The organism is Streptomyces sp. GMY02 (assembly GCF_019056675.1).
GTDB lineage: Bacteria > Actinomycetota > Actinomycetes > Streptomycetales > Streptomycetaceae > Streptomyces > Streptomyces odonnellii.
This window is the reverse complement of record NZ_CP077658.1, coordinates 5,905,626-5,924,447: the sequence shown is the minus strand read 5'-3', so window position 1 is coordinate 5,924,447 and position 18,822 is coordinate 5,905,626. Positions and strand designations below refer to the sequence as shown.

Genomic DNA, 18,822 nt, shown 5'->3' with positions numbered 1-18,822 from the left:
GGGGGCCGGGTCCGGATGTCGGGGAGCCCGGGTCCGGGTGTCCGACCGCCCGGGTCCAGGTGTCAGGGTGCCCGGGTCCGGATGCCTGGCCCCGGGCGCCCCGGGTCCGGGGGTCAGCCCTTGAAGCTGGCGAAGTACGAAGCCGCCATGTCGTCCTCGCCGTGGCCCTGTTCCTCCGCCCGGCGGAACCTTTCCGCGCTCGCCTCCGCGAGGTCCAGCCGTACGCCCTCCGCCGCACCCGCCTCGACGATCAGCCGGGCGTCCTTGGCCGCCGTGGTGACCGTGAAACTCGGCTCGTAGTCGTCGTCCATGATCACCTTGGCCTTGGCGTGCAGATAGCCGCAGTCCAGACCGCCGCCCGAGACGGCGTCCAGGAAGTGGCGCGGGTCGACGCCCAGTCCCTTGGCGAGTGCGAGCGCCTCGGCCGTGCCGGAGGTGAGCGCCAGTGCCCAGCTATTGCACACCAGCTTGAGCCGGGTGGCCGCCGCGGTGCTGCCGTCCTCGCCGAGCCAGACCGTACGGCTGCCGACGGCGTCGAGTACGGAGGCGAGCGGCCCGCGCGCCTCCTCGGGGCCCGCCGCCAGAACCAGCAACTGCCCGCTCTCTGCGGGCCCCCTGGTCCCGAGCACGGGCGCGTCCACGAAGACCAGTCCCTGCTGACGGGCCAGATCGGCCAGCGGGGAGATGGCCTCGACACCGGCGGTGGTGGACTGGAGCCAGATGGCGCCGGGACGCAGACCGGGCCCCGCGGCCGTCATGGCTTCCAGGGTGGCGGGCCCGTCGTACAGCATGGTGATGACGACATCCGCGCCGGTCACGGCCTCGGCGGGAGTCGTGGCGAACCGCGCGCCGTCGGAGACCAGGGCTTCGGCCTTGGCGGGGGTACGGTTCCAGACCCGGACGTCATGTCCGGTGCGGCAGAGGTTGCGGGCCATCGCGGTGCCCATGATGCCCGTGCCGAGGACTGCTACTACGAGTTGATCAGCCATGGGACCACCGTAGGACCAAGTGGTGCCGGGCGCTCACACGATCTTGTGCAACCGCTCACACAGCCTGGTGCGGTCGGTCACAGGACCTGGTGCGGTCGCTCAAACGACCTGGTGCAACCAGCGGACCGGGGCGCCCTCGCCGGCGTACCGGAACGGTTCCAGCTCGTCGTCCCACGGCTTGCCGAGCAGCTTGGCGATCTCCGCCTCAAGCTGTGTCTCGCCCTGCTGGGCGCGGGCGAGCGCGGCGCGCAGCCGGTCCTCGGGGACCAGGATGTCGCCGTGCATTCCGGTGACGGCGTGGAAGATGCCCAGGTCGGGCGTGGCGCTGTAGCGCTCGCCCTCGGCGGTCGGACAGGGCTCGGCGGTCACCTCGAAACGGAGCATCTGCCAGCCGCGCAGGGCGGAGGCGAGCTTGGAGGCGGTGCCGGGACGGCCCTTCCAGGAGACCTCGGCCCGCCAGGTGCCGGGCGAGGCCGGCTGGCGGATCCAGTCGAGCTGGACGCGCAGACCGAGCACCCCGGCCACCGCCCATTCGACGTGCGGGCACATCGCGCGCGGTGCGGAGTGAATGTACAGAACTCCACGTGTCGTCACCGGGACCTCCAGTGTGGGACGAGGTTCGCCATTCCCAGCGGCCTCAGTAAACAGCATCGGGAGTGAAACTCCGCAAAAGGGACAGCTTGTGACGTGATGTAATTTACCGGAGCCGAAGAGATCAGGCGCCTCTGGTTCGACGTGGGAAAAACTACCGTGCGGCGGGGTGCCCGGGGTGACGTACGGTCGGTCCCGGGCCCGATATGCGCGAAGCTTTCACTCGGCAGGACGCCGCCGGAAGCCTGAGGACGCGAAACTTCAACGAGCACCGAAGACACCAACAAGCGCCGACAGGCAACAGACACGCACCGACAGGCACAGACACGCTTCGGCAGACATCGCCAGAGGAGCCACCGGGGAGGGGCCATATGCACAACAGCCTTCGGAGCCGGGGCCGCCGCGGCGACCGCGAGCGTACCGGCGCGGGCACGGCACGGCGCCGCTCGCGCGCCGGGCTCGCCGCCGTCACCGCCGCGGTGCTCGCCGGGACCGGTCTGCTGGCCGGCTGCGACTCCCTCGGCGGTGCCTCGCCCGACGCCGCCGCCAAGCGCACCAGCCCCTCCCCGCGCCCCACCCCCGTCTGGGACCGCAGCCCGTCCTCGGTGGCCGCGGTCGGTGACTCGATCACCCGTGGTTTCGACGCCTGTGTGGTGCTGGCGGACTGCCCGGAGGTGTCGTGGTCGACCGGTACGGACGCGGAGGTGCGGAGTCTCTCACTGCGGCTGCTCGGCGCGCCCGCGGTGCAGCAGCGGAGCTGGAACCTGGCGATGACGGGCGCCCGGATGTCCGACCTGCCCGGCCAGATGGCCCAGGCCGCGCAGCACGCGCCCGAGCTGGTCACGGTCATGGTCGGTGCCAATGACGCCTGCCGTGACTCGCCGAAGCAGATGACGTCGGTCGACGACTTCCGGACCTCGTTCGAGGCGTCGATGCGCCAGTTGCGCGCGGGGGCGCCCAAGGCGCAGGTGTATGTGTCGAGCGTGCCGGATCTCAAGCGCCTCTGGTCGACCGGGCGGGGCAATCCGCTGGGCCGGCAGATCTGGAAGCTGGGGATCTGCGCGTCGATGCTCGGGGACTCGCAGGACATGAGCGAGCGCGCGCAGCGCCGCAGGGACCAGGTGTACGAGCGGGTCGTGGCGTACAACAAGGTGCTCGGCGAGGTGTGCGCGAAGGACCTGCGCTGCCGGTACGACGGCGGCGCCGTCTTCGACTACCGCTTCACCGGCGAGCAGCTCAGCCACTGGGACTGGTTCCATCCGAGCAAGAACGGGCAGAGCCGGCTCGCGGAGATCGCGTACCGCAACATCACCGCCGCGAACCCGCCCGCGTGACCGGTGGCCCGACGACAGTAAATGGCCGGTGGCCCGGGGGACGGCAGTGGGTGACCGGCGGGTGGGCGGCCCGTGCCGAGGCTCCGTAGCCGCCCGCGCCGCTCCGGCGTAGGGTGCTCGTTCGTGACTGTCATGAGCACGGAGCGGGTCGGTGCGGCCCCCGACGGTACGCCCGTCGACCGGTGGACCCTGGAGCGCGCCGGGACCCGGGTGGATCTGCTGACGTACGGCGGTGTCGTGCAGTCGGTGGAGATCCCCGGGCGGGACGGGACGACCGCCAATGTGGCACTCGGCTTCGCCGATGTGGCGGGCTATCTGGGCTCGCGCGGACCGTACTTCGGGGCGCTGGTCGGGCGGTACGCGAACCGCATCGCGAGCGCTTCGTTCACCCTGGACGGGCGGACACACCGGCTCGTGCCCAACGACGGCCCGAACACACTGCACGGCGGTGAGCGGGGCTTCGACCGGCGGGTCTGGAACGCGGAGCGGGCCGGTGACCACGGCGTACGGCTGTCGCGGACCAGCCCGGACGGCGAGGAGGGATTCCCCGGCCGGCTGGAGGTCTCGGCGACCTACGCGCTGGAGCCGGACGGGGCGCTGACGATCTCGTACCGCGCGGTCACGGACTCCCCGACGCCGGTCAATCTGACGAACCACACCTACTGGAATCTGGGCGGCGCGGGCAGTGGCAGCGCCGCCGGGCACGAACTGCGGATCGCGGCGGGCCGGATCACCCCCGTGGACGCGGCGGCGCTGCCGACCGGGGAGCTGGCACCGGTCGACGGCACGCGTTTCGACTTCCGCAAGCCGCGCCCGGTGGGCATCGGCTACGACCACAACTTCGTGCTGGACGGGGACGATCCGGCGGCGGAGCTGTACGACCCGGCGTCGGGGCGGGTGCTGACCGTGACCACGACCGAGCCCGGGCTCCAGCTCTACACCGGGGACCACTTCGACGGCAGGCCGTACGGTCCGGGGGACGGGATCGCGCTGGAGACCCAGCACTTCCCGGACTCCCCCAACCGTCCCGCGTTCCCGGACACGGTGCTGCGCCCGGGCGAGGTGTTCCGCTCGGCGACGACGTACCGCTTCGGAGTGCGCTGACTCGTCCCTGAGCCTCCACGGTGGCGTCAGGATTAGGAAGCCGGTACGGAGGCGATACTTCCGCCACCCGAACCGGAAGGACTCCCGTGAGACTCATGAGGCCCATGAGCCGTATAGGTGTACGGATATGGACACGAGGACGGATACGCCCGGACCTGTCAGGGCTTGTCCTGCTCACCGCCGCCACGCTCGTCCTCACCGCCCCGCCCCCGCTCGCCGGCGCCCGGCCGGCCCAACCCGCCCCGGCCGCGGCGGCGTTCACCGTGGAGGAGCAGCGCCTCGACGGTGCCGTGCCGCAGGAGATCCTGCGGCGCAGCGGATTCGACGCGGTGGCACCGGAGTTCGTACGGTCGCTGCGCCGCGCCGGCTCGTACGCCGAGGCCGAGCGGACCGTGGGGCGCGAGGGGGCACGGCTGTGGCAGCGGGCGGTGGACCGGGCGCAGGGGCGCGGTCCCGCTCTCGGCGATCTGAGCCGGGACGACGACCGGCCTCTGTACTGGGCACGGCTCGGGCTGACCCGTGAACTGCGCGCGTGGGAGCCGGGGTTCCGGCTCACCGAGGCGGCGCGCTCGGCCCTGATCGGGAAGCTGGAGCGCTCCTCGCGCGGCCAGGACTCCATGGACTTCCCCGCCGGGAAGGGCCACCGGGGCCTCAAGCGGATCGTGATGACGGGCTTCGACCCGTTCACGCTGGACCGCGACATCCGGATCAGCAATCCGTCGGGGGCGACCGCGCTCGCGCTGGACGGCACGGTCATCAGCACCGCCGACGGGCCCGCCAGGATCGAGACGGCCGTCTTCCCGGTCCGCTGGCGGGACTTCGCCGACGGCACGGTCGAACGGGCCCTGCGCGGACCGCTGTCGAAGGCCGATCTCTTCACGACGGTGAGCCAGGGCCGGGTGGGCCGGATCGATGTCGAGCGCTTCAACGGCGCCTGGCGTGGCGGGTTCGGGGACAACGAGAACGTCGGGGAGACGGGGCTGGTCCCGGTGACGGATCCCGCGTCGCAGCCGCAGTGGACGGTGACCAGCCTGCCGTACCAGGCGATCACGGCGGCGGACACCGGCCGGTTCCCGGTGTACGACAACACCTCGGTGACCGAGATCCCGGCGGGCGCGACCGCTCCGGTGGTACGGCCCGACGGGCCCACGCCCGGTTCCGCCGCCCGCGCGGGCGGCGGCGGGGACTATCTCTCCAATGAGATCGCCTACCGGGCGACGCTGCTGCGCGACCGGCTGGGCCTGGAGATCCCGGGCGGGCATGTGCACACGCCGGTCCTCCAGTTCGGGGCGGGGAACACCGATCCGGCGACGGGCACGGTGACCGACCCCGAATTCGTACAGAACCGGCTCGACATCATCGCCCAGATCAGGTCGATCATCGCGGTGGCCGCCGGGGCTTCCTGACCCGGCCGGAGCCTCCTCGGCCCGGCCGACGGCCGGACCACGCCTATTTGTCGAGGGTGAGGGGTGCGCCCGTGTGGGGCGCACCCTCGCCGCCCTCCGGTACGTCCGCCAGTTCGCGGGCCATCAGCGTCGCCCCGGCCACCGCGCCCGGCATCAGGAACACGGCCACGAGCGGTACGAGAAAGGCGAGGGTGAGCGGAACGCCGAAGCCGAGCGCCAGCATCCGGCGGCCCCGGAGCAGCGCGAGCCGCTCCTTCAGCTCGATGCCGCGCCGCTGGAGCGCCACCGCCGTCAGCTCCTCCGTCAGGAAGAAGCCGGACACACAGAAGCCGAGTACGGGAATGACGGTCTGCCCGATCACCGGGATGAAGCCGAGTGCGAAGAGCAGCACTCCGTACAGCGTCACCCGCACCAGGATCCGCAGGCTGTCCCGGGCGGAGATCAGCAGCTCGCGCCAGAGCGGCAGGCCCGACTCGGGGACCTCGCCGCCCTCGGCGCGGTCGACCGCCTCGGAGAGCGACTCGTAGAAGGGCTGGCCGATCAGCAGGGTCGCGGCGGTGAAGGTGATCACCGCGAGGAAGAGCCCGAGAGCGAAGAGCAGCGCGGTCAGAAAGCCCCGGAAGAGGCCCAGCCAGGGCGAGGACCAGTCGTCGGCGAAGGGGGTGGCCCAGGCCGTCAGATCGTCGGCGCCGTAGAAGAGCGCGACGAGCGCGCCCGCGTACAGCACCAAGGTGACCAGACCGGGCAGCAGCCCGAAACCGAGCCACTTGCCGTGGCGGGCGACCCACCGCTGGCCCTTCATCAAGTAGCCGAAGCCGGCCCCGAGATCATGCATGGGGTTCACCCTACCCACGGGCTGGACGCCCTCTTGTCGTTCTGGCGCACACCCTGTAAACCCTGCATACCGATCAGCGCCGATCGATTCTCGCCACCAGTGATCACTTTTGATCATTTCCCAAAAAGCTCGGAGGGTACAGACGTATGGGGATACCCAGACCCGTCCTGCTGACCACCGCCGTTACGGCCGGTGCTCTGCTGCTCGCCCCGCTCCCCGCCACCGCCGCTCCGGGGCACACCGCCCAAGTGCCGCACCCCGTGCGGGAGAAGGGCGGCCCGGCAGCGGCGTCCGCCGACGGCACGGCGTTCGGCGCGGCCCCGCTGACCGCGCTCACCACCCCCACGCCGCACAAGGACGGCGGCTACCCCCGCCGTACCGTCCTCACCACACCCCCCGAGAACCCGGCCGACAAGGCGATCAAGCTCGGCCTCACCCCGTACCACTCGCTCGCACCCCGCCTCAACGCCCTCCAGAAGCTGGGCAATCGCGTCAGTGTGGAGGTGACGGGCCGCTCCGCGGGCGGACATGAGCTGTATCTCGTCACCGTCACCGCCCCCGAGAGCGCGCGCGAGGCCCGCGAGCAGGACCGGATGCGCGAGCTGATCGAGAACTCCCCCGCGGCCGCCGCCAAGGACCGCGGGATCAAGTCGTCGTACAAGACCCCGGTCTTCATCAACAACAACATCCACGGCAACGAGTGGGAGGGCACCGACGCGGCCCTCAAGCTCATCGAGGAGCTGGCGAAGGCGAAGGACGCCAGGACCGGCGATCTGCTCGCCAGGAACCGGATCTATCTCAATGTGACCGCCAATCCGGACGGCCGGATCGCCGGCACCCGCGCCAACGGCAACAGCTTCGATCTGAACCGGGACTTCATCACCGGCTCACAGCCCGAGACGCGCGCGATGCGGCAGATCGCCATCGACAAGCAGCCGGCCGTAATGCTCGATCTGCACGGCTATGTCAATGGCACGCTAATCGAGCCGACGACTCCGCCGCACGGCGAGAACTACGAGTACGACCTGTTCCTGAAGAACACCTACGCCAACGCCCTCGGCATGGAGAAGGCGGTGAACGACCTCGGCTACACCCCCGAGAAGGACGGTGTCGAGCCGCCCGTCATCCCCTTCCGCGACCAGCAGGAGGGCTGGGACGACTGGCCGCCGATCTTCACTCCGCAGTACATGGCGTTCCAGGGCGCGGTGGCCTCGCACACCGTCGAGATCCCCATGCGGGTCAACAACGCGTCGTACGATTCGCTCCCGGTCGAGGAACTGCGCCGCCGGTCCGCGATCAACACCGATGTCGCGGGCGCGGCGATGCGCGCGACCCTCACCTACACCTATGAGCACCGCGCGTCGCTGATCGCCGACCAGATCGAGACCTTCCGGCGGGGCGCGGCGGGCGAGGCCCAGCGGCCGGTCTCCGAGGAGACCGTGCCGGGGGTGCCGGGCATCGGTCCTGAGGACGTGTACACGACGACGTTCCCGCGGGCCTATGTGATCCCGGCGGGCGAGGGCCAGCGCTCCGCGACCGCGGCGGCCCGACTGGTGGACCATCTCATCGCCAATGACGTACGGGTGGAGCGGGCGGTCGCCGGCTTCCGGCTGGCGGGGCGTTCGTATCCGGCGGGTTCGTATGTCGTCGACATGCACCAGTCCAAGCGCGGGATCGCCAATGTGATCCTGTCCGAGGGCCGTGACATCAGCGCGGACGTCTCCACCATGTACGACATCTCGGGGTGGAGCCTCGGGCTGCTGTGGGGTGCGAGCGTCGACAAGGTGGCGACGGTGAACGGCGGGCTGCACGTGCCCGGTCGTACGGTCGATTCCGCGGCGCCCACCGGGTCGGTGGCGGGCGGCAGTCGGGGCCATGGCGATCTGCGGCTGCGCCTGGACGACCCGAGGGAACTGGCCGCCCTCAACTCCCTGCTGGCGCAGGGCGTGAACGTACGGCGGGCCGCCGACGGCTCCGCGATCGTGCCCTCGTCGGCGCGCCGCCAGGCCGTCGTCCTCGCCGACCGGTACGGCGTCGTCTTCGCGGCGACGAAGGAGAAGGGCACCGGCGCGCTGCACCGTACGCGGGTCGCGGCGGCGGTGACGCCCGGGGAGCTGGCCGGTCTGGGCGAGATGGGCTTCGACGTGGTGCCGGTGTCGACCGCGGTGCTGAACGCGGGCTTCGACTGGTCGGCGGCCGATGCGCTGTATGTCTCCTCCGGTCTCCAGTACAGCGGGCTCAACCCGGCCGCGCGCGAGGCGCTGAACGGATTCCTCGCCGGGGGCGGCCGAGTGGTCGGCCTCGGCTCGGCCGGCGCCGCCTTCAATACGGCGGCGGGCCTGCTCGCGGCCAAGGCGGTGGCGGGCAACGGCGATGCCAACGGGGTGGTACGGGTGACCAACGCGGGCGGCCCGGTCACCGGCGGCGCGCTGCCGCACACCTTCGTCTACTCGCCGCGCTGGTTCACCGACCTGGGACCGGGGGTGCGGGCCGACCAGTCGTACGGCGGCGGCAACCCGCTGGTCTCGGGCCACTGGCGGGCGAACGGCAGCGGTACGGGCGGGCCCACGGACGCGGCGGGCAAGGCCTCGATCGTGAGCGGAACGTCCGCGCAGGGGGCGCCGGTTGTGCTGTTCGGCACCGAACCGCTCTTCCGTGACCACCCGAAGGGCGTGTTCGCGCAGGTGGGCCGGGCGCTGCTGGCTTCGGCGGTGTAAGCCGTAGGGCTCCTGGCCGGAGCCCTGCCGCTCAGAGCCCGAGGGCCGGGCCCCAAGTGGGGTCCGGCCCTCGGTCGTTCACATGCTGAAACCGTTCAGACGCTGAAGTCGTCCAGGTGCTGGGGTCGTTCGGGTGCTGAAGTCGTTCGGGTGGTGCGGTACGCGCTGTTGTCAGGGTGCCGCCGCGCGATCGCGGGTCAGGCGACCGACAGCTCGACCTTGATGTTGCCACGGGTCGCGTTGGAGTACGGGCACACCTGGTGCGCCTGCTCCAGCAGATCCTTGGCGGTGGCCTCGTCCACATTCGGGATGGACGCCGTCAGCTCGACCGCGAGGCCGAAACCGCCGGCCTCGGTCTTGCCGAAGCTGACCTTGGCCGTCACCGTGGAGCCGGAGATGTCGGCCTTCGCCTTGCGCGCGACCACACCGAGCGCGCCCTGGAAGCAGGCGCTGTAACCGGCGGCGAAGAGCTGCTCGGGGTTGGTCCCGGCGCCGCTGCCGCCCAGCTCCTTGGGCGGGTTGACGACGACGTCGAGCTTGCCGTCATCGCTGGAGACCCGGCCGTCACGGCCGTTCTCAGCGGTGGCGACGGCGGTGTAGAGGACATCGATCTCTTGGATGCTCATGCGGTGCGTTCCTCCTGTTGTACGCCGCGGCTCGCGCCCACGGACCGCGACGGCCTGAGACGAGCCTATCCGCTCAGAGTAACGATCATTTTTCCGGTACCAAAATACTTCAGCAACTGAAACAACGATGCCGCTGAATATTTCATGCTGTCAAGTAAATGGTTATGCTCGTGACCATGGCCACTACACGCGCGGACCCATTGACCCTCGACGTCATCGAGCTGATCGGTGCGGCCGTGTCCCGCTACTACGAGGAGTACGACCGGGCGGCGGCCAAGCACTCCCTCACCGGCGCGCAGGCGCGCGTACTGGCGCTTCTTTCCCTGGAACCGATGCCCATGCGCCGGATCGCGCAGAAGCTGAAGTGCGAGCCGTCCAATGTCACCGGCATCGTGGACCGGCTCGAAGCGCGGGAACTGGTGGAACGCCGCCCGGACCCGGCCGACCGGCGGGTCAAGCTGGCGGCCGTCACCGAGCGGGGGCGGGTGACCGGTGCGCTGCTGCGGGACTCACTGGGGGTCTTCGCGCGGGAGCCGCTCGCCGGGCTGTCGGAGGAGGAGCGGCGGGTGCTGAGGGATCTGCTGAGGCGGATGCTGGGCGAGGATACGGCGTAACGGGCGTACCGCTCGCGGGTGGTGTGTCCCGGGGGCCGGGGGTCAGAACTCCATTGCCGAAGTGAGAATTCCGGTGCCGGGGTCAGAACTCCGGTACCGGGAGTCAGAACTCGGGTGCCGGGGTCAGAAGCAGATGAAGAGCCAGCAACTGTCGGTCGGCTCCGGGTCCGGCTCGGGCGGTGGCGGCGGGGCCGGTGTGGTCGTCGGGCTGCCCGACGTGGGGCTCCCGGTGGGCTGCGACGGTCCGGGCGACCCGGACGCGGAACCGCCGGGGCCGGGTGAGCCCGACTCGGAGGGGGCCGGGCGGTCCTCCCCCGACTCGCCCTGCGACGCCGAGGAGGACGCGGACGCCTCGGCGCCGCCGGGCGCCCCCGTACCCGCCGCACCACTGGCGCCACCGGCACCCGGGCTCGCGGAGCCGCCCGTACCGCCCGTGCCGGACTCCTCGGACGGCGCGGGCCCGGGGTCGGAGGGGACCGCGGGCCGTTCCGTGTCGTCGGGGCCGCCGTCGAAGTCGACCGGCTTCTCCTCCTTCACGGCGGTGGCACGGTCCGGGTCCGACGACTCCATGGCCAGTTCGGCCAGACTCAGCGTGGCGAGCGCGAGCACCACGCCCAAGGTGGCTATCAGCACCCTGCGTCCGCGTCTGCTGCGCGCCCGGCGCGGTTTGGTACGGGGCCGGGGCGCGGCCTTGCGGCGGCGCGAGGCCTTGCGGCGCCGGGCCGGTTCCGGCGGCTCGGGATGGCGGCCGGTCAGGACCAGCTCATCCTCCGGTGCGTCCCCGTCCCCGTACTCTCCGTCATCTTCTTCGCCCCCGGCGCCCTGTCCCGGGCGGCGGCTGTGGTGCGGCCCGGGGGTGGGGGTGGTGCTTGGCGCCCCAGCACCTCGGCGGGGGTTCCGCATCCGGCGCACGCCAGTGCTCCGTTGAGGTGCCGTCGGCACTGGTCGCAGTAGTCCATGGCGCCCCGCAGATTATGCGGGGCAGGGGCGACGCGCATAGACGAGCCTGTGAGGGTCTTGTGTGAACTGCCCTTTCCTGGGCGTGTCGCACCAGGAATCCAGTCTCGCGGCCTCTTCCGGACCGGCACGCGGGTCCGCCTATGCCGGTCCATGCCGCCCCATGTCGGACTGTGTCCGCGCGACGTGCCGAGGGGGTGTCTCGCCGATCTTGCCCGATCGACAAGACACGCCCTCGGCCCGGTCCGCGCGGCTCGCTTCGGCCCGGTCCGCGCGGCTCGCTTCGGCCCGGTCCGCGCGGGCGCCTCGGACCCGGTCCGGGCGGCGCCGTCCCCGTCCGTGCGCGCATGCGGATGTGCGCCTCCACACGCACGCACCCGGCAGGATGGCCCGTATGACGTCCAACGCCTCCCGTGCCTCCGGCGCCCCGTTCGGCCCCCTCGACTTCCAGCTCGTCCTGCTGCGCCGCATGGCCGACCATCAGCCGGAACTCGTCGACGACGCCCGCAAGGAACTGGGCGTCTCCCTGGCCGGGATGCGCGAGGCGAACCGCCGCTGGCAGGCGATGGTGCGCGCGCCCCGCGCCCGTGGAGCGCTGTCCCGCTACCGTTCCGTCCTCGGTGAACCGGAACTGACCTTCCGTCGGACCGTCGGCGATCTGGAGTGCGACGCCCTGCTCTGGCCCGTACCGCTCTGGCCCGGTCTGCGGTTCGAGGTGATGGTGGCGCCGGGCGGGGCGGTCTGGAACGAGTGGCTGGTGCGGGCACCCGGGGAAGCCGGCCCGGAACTGCGCACCGGGGAGGATCTGCGTCCGTGGTGCTGCACGGTCGACGAGGTCGCGCGGGCGTTTCCGCCGGCCCGGCCGATGCAGGGCACCGCCCCGACCAGGATGCGGCTGGCGTTCACTCTCCCGGGTGGCGGTCCCGGCGTGGCGGATTTCACCTGGGGGCTGCTCCAGAACTGGTCCGCGGAGCCGAACGGCCCGGGCGCCGCCTGAGGACCGGGCAGTGGCGGAGGGGCCCGGCACACCGGTGAGGCGCCCCGGGACGGCGTCAACTACGTACGCCCGAGCGGCGCAGCCCAGCGCGCGCCGCGGGGGCCGCCGCCGCACGATGCGAACAGGGCCGGCGGCCGCCGGTGACCCCCATCAGCGCTCTCGGGAGACCCTGCCGTGACCGTCAGTCTTGAGCAGTTGCGACGTTGCCATATCGCCGTCGACCTGGGGGCCGCCAGGACCCGGGTCTTTGTCAAAGGGGCGGGGCTCGTGGTCGACGAACCGAGCGTCGCCGCCATGAACACCCGCACGGGCGCGCTCATCGCGGTGGGCGCACTCGCCGAACAGATGACGGGCCGTACCCCGGACTACATCAGAGTTGTCCGGCCGGTCTCGGGCGGAACGGTCGTCGATATCGAGATGGCGCAGCGGATGCTCCGTCATCTCCTCGGCGACAAGCTCCGCCGCCAGTTGCGCCGCAAGCCGCGGCTGCGCGCCGCCGCGTCCACGCCGCACGACAGCGACCCGCTCGCCCAGCGTGCTGCGGTGGAGACGCTGGTCGGCCTGGGGGCGCGCCGGGTCGAACTGGTCGACACGCTGATCGCCGCCGCTGTCGGCTGCGGACTGCCGGTGGAGCAGCCCACCGCGACCATGATCATGGTGTGCGGCGCGGCGACCACGCAGGTCGCGGTGCTCTCGCTAGGGGCGATCGTCACGGCGCAGCGGATCCCGGTCGGCGGCAACGCGATCGACCACGCGGTGATCCAGCATCTGCGGCACCAGCACGAGCTGCTGCTGCCCAGCCAGTCCGTACGCCCGCTGCAAGTGGCGCTCAGCGACAACGGCCTCACCTCGTACGGCCCCAGCACCACCGAGATCCACGGCCGTGACGTGGCGACCGGCGTCGCCCGCTCGGTGCTGGTGGACACCGCGGCGGTACGGGACGCGATCTACTCCCCGCTGACGGCCGTGCTCGACGGCATCGGCAAGGTGCTGAGGGACTGCCCGCCCGATCTGGTGGCCGACCTCGCGGACGGCGGAATCACGATGGTCGGCGGCAGCGCGCTGATGCCGGGCCTCGACGAGATGCTCCGCAACGCGACGGGCATGCCGGTGGCGATCGCGGAACGCCCCGACATCTGCGCGGTACTGGGCCTCGGTGCCATGCTGGAGGGAAAGATCCAGCCATTGGTCCTGAACCCGCTCCCGGTGATCCGCTGACCGATCACGCCCGCGGGCCCGCGGCCGACGGCGCACGGGCAGGCGAGGCACTGCGATGACGAAAGAGAGCCGCGAGGGGGCCAGGGGGGAGGCCCGGGGGCCCGGCGGACCGGGCCGGGGCCCGGGCGCGGGCGCGGAAGCCGCGTGGCCGACGGCCGGGATCGATCCAGATCCAGGGCCGGATCCAGCGCCTGCGGCCGGGGGCCGGAGACCGGCAGCCGGAAGGCCCGGAAACGGCACGGCCGCCAAGTCCTCCGGGCGCATGGCCCCCGAGCCCGGGAAGAAGAACCGAGGGCCCGAGGGCATAAGCCCGACGGCCGGAGGCCGGGGCCCAGGGACCGACGACGTGGCCCCGGCGGCCGGGGTGAGCCCGGACAAGCGCAACAGCGACCCGGGATCGGCAGCCCAAGCCGCAAACCCAGCGGCCGGAGACCGACGCCCAAGGCCCGGAGCCGACGACGCAGGCCCGGCGGCGGCCGGGACGCGGCCGGACAAGCGCACCAGCGACACAGAATCAGCGGCTCAAGCCGCCAGCCCGGCGGCGGGAGGCCGCGGTCCGGCGCCCGGAGACCGAGGCCCGGAGCCCGAGGACATACACCCCACGGCCGGAGACCGCGCCCCAGGGACCCACGACGTAGGCCCCGGAAGCGCGAAGGACCCAGCCGTGAACCCCACCACGGACCCCGCCAGGAACCCCGCCACGGACCCCGGCGACGCCGGCCCCGTCGTCCGGAACGAGCGGGCCAGGCCCGTGTCCGGCGACGGCACCCCCATCGACGACATCGCCGCCGAGCCCCTGCTGCCCGCTCTGCTGGAGGCCGTCCTCGGCATCGGGACCGAGCTTGAGCTGCGGCCCGCCCTTCAGCACATCGTCGACACCGCCACCGAACTCATCGGCGCCCGCTACGGCGCCCTCGGCGTCGTCGACCCCGAGCGCGGCCGGCTCACCGAGCTGTTCACCGCCGGGCTCAGCGACAGCGACCGCAAGCGCATCGGACACCTCCCCGAGGGCCGCGGCGGCCTCCTCGGCGCGCTCATCAAGGACGCGCGGCCGATCAGGCTGGACGATCTGACCGCCGACCCCCGGTTCTCCGGCAGCCTCCCCGGCCACCCCCGGATGCGCTCCTTCCTCGGCGTTCCCGTCCAGGTCGACACCGTTGTCCTGGGCAGCCTCTATCTCGCCGAGAAGCGGAGCGGCCCCTTCACCGAGCAGGACCAGGAACTGCTCGGCGTACTCGCCTCCCAGGCCGGTATCGCGATCGGCAACGCCCGTCTGTACGGATCGACCCGCCGCCGCGAGCGCTGGATCAAGGGCGCCGCCGCCGTCACCACGGCCCTGCTGCGCGGCGAGAACGCGGCCGACGCGCTCATGACCGTCGCCGAGTCCGCCCGCCTCCTCGCCGACGCCCATGCCGGTGTCGTGCTCCAGCCCACCGACGAGGGCGGGATGGAGATCGTCGCCGCGTCCACGGTCGGCGACCCGGCCGGCATCGTCGGTACGGTCATCGAGCCCGGTTCTCCCGTGCTCGTCCAACTCCTCGGCGGCGAGCCCGTCTTCATCGAGGACTCGTCGACCGACCCCCGGATGACCACCCATGTACGGTCCCGTTTCGGCCCGAGCATGATGCTGCCCCTCCAGAGCGGCGGCAAGCTGATCGGCACCCTCGCCCTGCCGCGCCGGCACGGCGGCCGTCCGTACAGCGCGGTGGACCGGCTGCTGGCCACCCAGTTCGCCTCGCAGGCCGCGCTCGCGCTCGTGCTGGCGGACCACCAGCACAACCGCGAGCGGCTCGCGGTGTACGAGGACCGCGACCGGATCGCCCGCGATCTGCACGATCTGGTCGTCCAGCGCCTCTTCGCGACCGAAATGATGCTGGAGTCGACCAGACGGCGTGCTGCCTCGACCGGCCTGGACGAACTGCTGGGCCGCGCCGTCGATGAACTGGACTCCACCATCCAGGAGGTACGGACCACCATCTTCGCGCTCCAGCAGCCCCCCGCCGACGCGCCGACGAGCGTACGGGGCAAGGTGCTGCGCGAGACGGACGGCGCGGCGGTCCTGCTGGGCTTCAGGCCGTCCGTCCACTTCACGGGCCCGGTGGACACGCTCGTCGGCGAACCGGTCGGCCGCCGGCTCCTGGCCCAGTTGCGCGGCGCCCTCGCCGCCGCCCACCGCCGGGAGGGCGTGACGGCGATCGAGGTGCAGGTCGACGCGACGGCGGAGCTGCCGGACGGCCGGACGGGCGTACGGCTGACCGTCAGGGACGACGGCCTGCGCGAGGACGGCGCCCGGGACACCACCCTGACCTGGGAGTCCCCCCGCTGACGACCTTCCTCATCGCAGCACATCCCGCAGCGACGCCGTCATCCGTACCGCGAACGCCTCCCGCGTCCCCTCGTCCACCAGGTCCAGCGACAGATACGGATTGAGGTCCTCCAGCTCAACGAGCAGCAGTTCCCCGTCCGGCGCACGGCAGGCGTCCACGCGCTGTATGCCGTGTTCCAGCGTGTTCCAGTCGATGAACCGGCGCGCGAACTCCAGATCCGCGGCCCCCGGCTCGTACCGTTCCAGCTCCCACCGCCGCCCGGGGTCCGGCGCGTACAGGGCGTACTGGAAGTCCCGGTCGACGAAATAGAACGAGACCTCGTAGCGGAACGGTATCCGCGGCTGCACCAGCACCTCGCCGAGGACGACGTCCGCCAGCCGCTCCCCCGGCACGAACTCCATCCCGATCGAGTCCGCGCCCGCCCGCGGCTTCACGACGTACATCTCCGCCTCCGGCAGCAGCCCGAGGTCCTCGGCGCGCTCGACGGTCGGTATGACCGGGTATCCGGCGGCGCTCAGCTCCGCCAGATACCGCTTGCCCGTCATGTCGGCCCGCCCGGTGAGCGGGTTGTAGACCCGGGTCCCGGCCGCACGCGCCTGCTCACGGAAGGCGTCGTACGCCTCCTGGTAGTGCAGCACCGGCCCGCTGTTGCGCACCACGACCGCGTCGAAGGACGCCATCAGCCGCGCCGCGTCGAGCGGATGGCAGAGCGCGACGGCGAAGTCGCGGCGCAGCCGGGCGGAGAGCCGGATGTCCTCGTCGCAGTACCTGCGCCCCTTGGCCTCGTAGCCGAGATCGGTGACATAGAGAAGCCGGTGCGGCAGCGCGGACACGGTGCTCCTGACAGGAATCGAGGGGACGTCGGCTCCGACGGGGGACCCGGCTCACAGTACGCAGGAGTTGACCACGTCCCCGGAGGCGGGCCTCGGTACGGTACGGCTCGACGGCGGCGCCGCCCCGCGCTCGACCCACTGGGTCAGCGCCGTGAACGCGCTCCGGTAGCACGGCAGGATCGGACGCAGCCGGTCCGGATAACTGTCGTACAGCCCGTCGACATGCGTCCCGCCCTCGACCGTGTAGTAGCGGTGCAGCCCGGCCCGGTGTTGGTCCTTGATCATGCGCGTGTAGACGTCCGAGTCGGTGGCGATCGGCAGCAGTGTGTCCAGCGAGCCCTGGAGCGTGATCATCGGCTTGCCGATCCTGCCGGTCAGCGCGACGCGTTCGACGGCCCGGTGCACGGAGCGCGGCCGGGAGGCATAGTCGTACGAAGCGTCCGAGGCGCAGGGCGCGAGGATCTCCGCGGTCGTCGAACCGGCCGAGGCACCGGGGCAGTTGGGGTCGTACGTGGGATCGAACTCGGCCCGGTAGACCTTCTGCGTCAGCCCCCAGTAGGCGGTCTGGTGGTACGGCCAGAGGAACTCGCTGCCCCGCGCGAACCCGGCCTCGTACATCTCGTCGGCCCCCGCCTGCCCCGCCTGGTACGCGACCGTGGTCGGCAGATAGGTGAGGAGATTGGGGCCGCCCCCGGTCCAGAGCACGCCCTCCCAGTCCACTCCGCCGTCGTACAGCTCGGGATGGTTTTCGAGCTGCCAGCGGGTCAGATAGCCGCCGTTGGACGTTCCGGTCATATACGTACGGCGCGGGGCGTGCCCGTACGCGCGCTGGACGGCCTTGCGGGCGGCGCGCGTCAGCTCGGTGGTACGGCGGTTCCACTCGACGACCGCGTCCCCGGGCCGGGTGCCGTCCGTGTAGAAGTCGGGGCCGTTGTTGCCCTTGTCGGTCGAGGCGAACGCGTACCCCTGGGCCAGCACCCAGTCGGAGATCAGCGGGTCGAGCGAGTACTGCTTACGGGTGCCGGGCGCGCCGGTCACCACGAGCCCGCCGTTCCAGCGGTCGGGCAGCCGGATCACGAACTGGGCGTCGTGCTTCCAGCCGTGGGTGGCGTTGAGCCGCGAGGAGTCGGGGAAGTAGCCGTCGATCTGGACACCGGGCACACCGGTGGGGTTCTTGGTGCCCTGCGCGAAGAGCGGCGACCAGTCGGTGGAGTCGGTGTACTGCGTACCGGCGAGGGCCGTGCTGGTCAGATCCGGCAGACAGGCCGTGCTCTGGAACTCCGCCCCGGGCACCGCCACCCGCTCGCGCCCACCGCACGGCGCCCCGTTCTTCTCCGACGCCGCGGCCTTCTCCGATGCCGCGGACACGGACGCGGACCCGGGCGGCGCGGCCCCTGCCCCGGTCGCCGTGACCACCGCCAGCACCATGGCGGCCACCACGGTGACGCCTGTTCTCACCCGCATGAATCCCCTCCGATTGGCTTGACCCGTACGCTCCATCACTGCCATGGCGCACATCGTCAGCGCCCCTCAAGGGTCAAACCATGTGGACGGCCCATAGTTCCGAGCCGCGGAACATGGCGTCGCCGCCCACATCTGGTCCTGGTCGCCGCCCACCCCCGGTCCTGGTGGCCCGGGGGTGGGGGCAGCCGGATCAGAGGCGGCCGGCGACCGTACGCGCCAGGTCTTCCAGGGGCTTGCGAGTCTCCTCCGGGGGCACCGAGCGCACGAGCCGTATGGAGAACCACTGCTCGGACGTGCGGAAGAAGACCGAGCCGTCCTCCAGATACGCCTCCTCGCCGATGCCGGAGAGCGGGCTCAGGTCGTGGCCGATGCCGCGTTCGGCGTCGAGGTAGTTCCGCGCGGTGTCCGCGATGAAGACCTCCACCTGGGCCGAGGGACCGGAGGCCAGACCGGTGTAGGTGCACGTCTCGGCAAGGGGCTTGGCCGGGTTGAGCTTCGAGTCGGCCAGCTTCTCGGCCTCCGCCTGCGTGACGATCGCACAGGGATCGCCGGTGTCCACCGCGCTCGAAGGGCTCGCGGCCGGGCTCGCCGCGGGCTCCTCCGGCGGCTGCTCCGCCGGCACCGTCGGGCTGCTCGGGGCATCGCTCGTGGTCGGAGCCGGGTCGGGCTCGTCATCCAGCGCCTGGCACCCCTGGAGCGCGAGGACCGCGACCAGGGCCAGGGGCGCCATGGCCACCGCCCGCAGCGGGTGGGTGCGTCTGCCGGTGCGTCTACCGGAGCGGGTACGAGTACGGGTGCGCGTCATCGGAT

General features: G+C 71.8%; 16 protein-coding genes. 8 read left to right on the top strand and 8 right to left on the bottom strand.

The genetic code is table 11. The annotated features are described in order from the left end of the window. Window positions 1-113: 113 nt before the first annotated feature. Both KQY30_RS25120 and KQY30_RS25115 read right to left on the bottom strand, forming a co-directional pair. Window positions 114-989, bottom strand: a complete 876-nt coding sequence (locus tag KQY30_RS25120; protein ID WP_217308772.1) for an NAD(P)-dependent oxidoreductase — start codon at window positions 987-989, stop codon at window positions 114-116. Between the two features lie 99 nt (window positions 990-1,088). After that, window positions 1,089-1,583 carry a DUF3145 domain-containing protein gene (locus KQY30_RS25115; protein WP_046502808.1) on the bottom strand — a complete coding sequence of 165 codons (495 nt, stop codon included), beginning with the start codon at window positions 1,581-1,583 and terminating at the stop codon, window positions 1,089-1,091. 368 nt (window positions 1,584-1,951) lie between these two features. On the opposite strand from KQY30_RS25115, the gene KQY30_RS25110 reads away from it, so the two are divergent. The 3 genes from KQY30_RS25110 (at window position 1,952) to KQY30_RS25100 (ending at window position 5,424) form a co-directional block, all read left to right on the top strand. Beyond that, window positions 1,952-2,914: an SGNH/GDSL hydrolase family protein gene (locus KQY30_RS25110; protein ID WP_217308771.1), complete on the top strand. Its 963-nt coding sequence runs from the start codon at window positions 1,952-1,954 to the stop codon at window positions 2,912-2,914. Between the two features lie 132 nt (window positions 2,915-3,046). After that, window positions 3,047-4,018 (top strand): aldose epimerase family protein, encoded by a 972-nt coding sequence (locus KQY30_RS25105; protein ID WP_217311308.1) that lies wholly within the window; start codon window positions 3,047-3,049, stop codon window positions 4,016-4,018. Window positions 4,019-4,122: 104 nt separating this feature from the next. Beyond that, window positions 4,123-5,424, top strand: a complete 1,302-nt coding sequence (locus KQY30_RS25100; RefSeq protein ID WP_217308770.1) for a pyroglutamyl peptidase — start codon at window positions 4,123-4,125, stop codon at window positions 5,422-5,424. A gap of 43 nt (window positions 5,425-5,467) precedes the next feature. On the opposite strand, the gene KQY30_RS25095 is transcribed toward KQY30_RS25100, so the two are convergent. Continuing rightward, window positions 5,468-6,259 carry an EI24 domain-containing protein gene (locus KQY30_RS25095; protein WP_217308769.1) on the bottom strand — a complete coding sequence of 264 codons (792 nt, stop codon included), beginning with the start codon at window positions 6,257-6,259 and terminating at the stop codon, window positions 5,468-5,470. Window positions 6,260-6,405: 146 nt separating this feature from the next. Here KQY30_RS25095 and KQY30_RS25090 point away from each other — a divergent pair, with 146 nt between their 5' ends. Next, window positions 6,406-8,976, top strand: coding sequence for a M14 family zinc carboxypeptidase (locus tag KQY30_RS25090; RefSeq protein ID WP_217308768.1), 2,571 nt, complete (start codon window positions 6,406-6,408; stop codon window positions 8,974-8,976). 197 nt (window positions 8,977-9,173) lie between these two features. Here the strand turns inward: KQY30_RS25090 and KQY30_RS25085 are convergent, their stop codons facing one another. After that, window positions 9,174-9,602, bottom strand: coding sequence for an organic hydroperoxide resistance protein (locus KQY30_RS25085; RefSeq protein WP_217308767.1), 429 nt, complete (start codon window positions 9,600-9,602; stop codon window positions 9,174-9,176). A gap of 176 nt (window positions 9,603-9,778) precedes the next feature. Here KQY30_RS25085 and KQY30_RS25080 point away from each other — a divergent pair, with 176 nt between their 5' ends. Then, the gene (locus KQY30_RS25080; protein ID WP_217308766.1) at window positions 9,779-10,216 is read left to right on the top strand and encodes a MarR family winged helix-turn-helix transcriptional regulator; all 438 of its coding nucleotides are present in this window, start codon (window positions 9,779-9,781) and stop codon (window positions 10,214-10,216) included. 123 nt (window positions 10,217-10,339) lie between these two features. Here the strand turns inward: KQY30_RS25080 and KQY30_RS25075 are convergent, their stop codons facing one another. After that, window positions 10,340-11,119 carry a hypothetical protein gene (locus tag KQY30_RS25075; protein ID WP_217308765.1) on the bottom strand — a complete coding sequence of 260 codons (780 nt, stop codon included), beginning with the start codon at window positions 11,117-11,119 and terminating at the stop codon, window positions 10,340-10,342. Between the two features lie 439 nt (window positions 11,120-11,558). Between KQY30_RS25075 and KQY30_RS25070 the strand changes: the two genes are divergently transcribed. The 3 genes from KQY30_RS25070 to KQY30_RS25060 all read left to right on the top strand — a co-directional run bounded on the left by KQY30_RS25070 (window position 11,559) and on the right by KQY30_RS25060 (window position 15,714). Continuing rightward, complete coding sequence (locus KQY30_RS25070; RefSeq protein ID WP_217308764.1) at window positions 11,559-12,170, top strand: hypothetical protein; 612 nt, start codon at window positions 11,559-11,561, stop codon at window positions 12,168-12,170. Window positions 12,171-12,344: 174 nt separating this feature from the next. Beyond that, entirely contained in the window at window positions 12,345-13,388 is a 1,044-nt protein-coding gene (locus KQY30_RS25065; protein ID WP_217308763.1) for a rod shape-determining protein, read from the top strand. Window positions 13,389-14,139: 751 nt separating this feature from the next. Further along, window positions 14,140-15,714: a GAF domain-containing protein gene (locus tag KQY30_RS25060; RefSeq protein ID WP_254407685.1), complete on the top strand. Its 1,575-nt coding sequence runs from the start codon at window positions 14,140-14,142 to the stop codon at window positions 15,712-15,714. Between the two features lie 9 nt (window positions 15,715-15,723). Here KQY30_RS25060 and KQY30_RS25055 read toward each other — a convergent pair whose 3' ends face one another. The 3 genes from KQY30_RS25055 to KQY30_RS25045 all read right to left on the bottom strand — a co-directional run bounded on the left by KQY30_RS25055 (window position 15,724) and on the right by KQY30_RS25045 (window position 18,817). Then, window positions 15,724-16,548 carry a hypothetical protein gene (locus KQY30_RS25055; RefSeq protein WP_217308761.1) on the bottom strand — a complete coding sequence of 275 codons (825 nt, stop codon included), beginning with the start codon at window positions 16,546-16,548 and terminating at the stop codon, window positions 15,724-15,726. Between the two features lie 51 nt (window positions 16,549-16,599). Further along, window positions 16,600-18,012 carry a tannase/feruloyl esterase family alpha/beta hydrolase gene (locus KQY30_RS25050; RefSeq protein ID WP_217308760.1) on the bottom strand — a complete coding sequence of 471 codons (1,413 nt, stop codon included), beginning with the start codon at window positions 18,010-18,012 and terminating at the stop codon, window positions 16,600-16,602. 190 nt (window positions 18,013-18,202) lie between these two features. After that, the gene (locus KQY30_RS25045; RefSeq protein WP_217308759.1) at window positions 18,203-18,817 is read right to left on the bottom strand and encodes a hypothetical protein; all 615 of its coding nucleotides are present in this window, start codon (window positions 18,815-18,817) and stop codon (window positions 18,203-18,205) included. Window positions 18,818-18,822: the final 5 nt, after the last annotated feature.

Coding starts and splice junctions, on each gene's coding strand:
- KQY30_RS25120 (WP_217308772.1), bottom strand. CDS start 989: ATGGCTGATCAACTCGTAGTAGCAGTCCTCGGCACGGGCATCATGGGC.
- KQY30_RS25110 (WP_217308771.1), top strand. CDS start 1,952: ATGCACAACAGCCTTCGGAGCCGGGGCCGCCGCGGCGACCGCGAGCGT.
- KQY30_RS25105 (WP_217311308.1), top strand. CDS start 3,047: ATGAGCACGGAGCGGGTCGGTGCGGCCCCCGACGGTACGCCCGTCGAC.
- KQY30_RS25100 (WP_217308770.1), top strand. CDS start 4,123: ATGAGCCGTATAGGTGTACGGATATGGACACGAGGACGGATACGCCCG.
- KQY30_RS25095 (WP_217308769.1), bottom strand. CDS start 6,259: ATGCATGATCTCGGGGCCGGCTTCGGCTACTTGATGAAGGGCCAGCGG.
- KQY30_RS25090 (WP_217308768.1), top strand. CDS start 6,406: ATGGGGATACCCAGACCCGTCCTGCTGACCACCGCCGTTACGGCCGGT.
- KQY30_RS25085 (WP_217308767.1), bottom strand. CDS start 9,602: ATGAGCATCCAAGAGATCGATGTCCTCTACACCGCCGTCGCCACCGCT.
- KQY30_RS25080 (WP_217308766.1), top strand. CDS start 9,779: ATGGCCACTACACGCGCGGACCCATTGACCCTCGACGTCATCGAGCTG.
- KQY30_RS25075 (WP_217308765.1), bottom strand. CDS start 11,119: ATGCGGAACCCCCGCCGAGGTGCTGGGGCGCCAAGCACCACCCCCACC.
- KQY30_RS25070 (WP_217308764.1), top strand. CDS start 11,559: ATGGCCCGTATGACGTCCAACGCCTCCCGTGCCTCCGGCGCCCCGTTC.
- KQY30_RS25050 (WP_217308760.1), bottom strand. CDS start 18,012: ATGCGGGTGAGAACAGGCGTCACCGTGGTGGCCGCCATGGTGCTGGCG.
- KQY30_RS25045 (WP_217308759.1), bottom strand. CDS start 18,817: ATGACGCGCACCCGTACTCGTACCCGCTCCGGTAGACGCACCGGCAGA.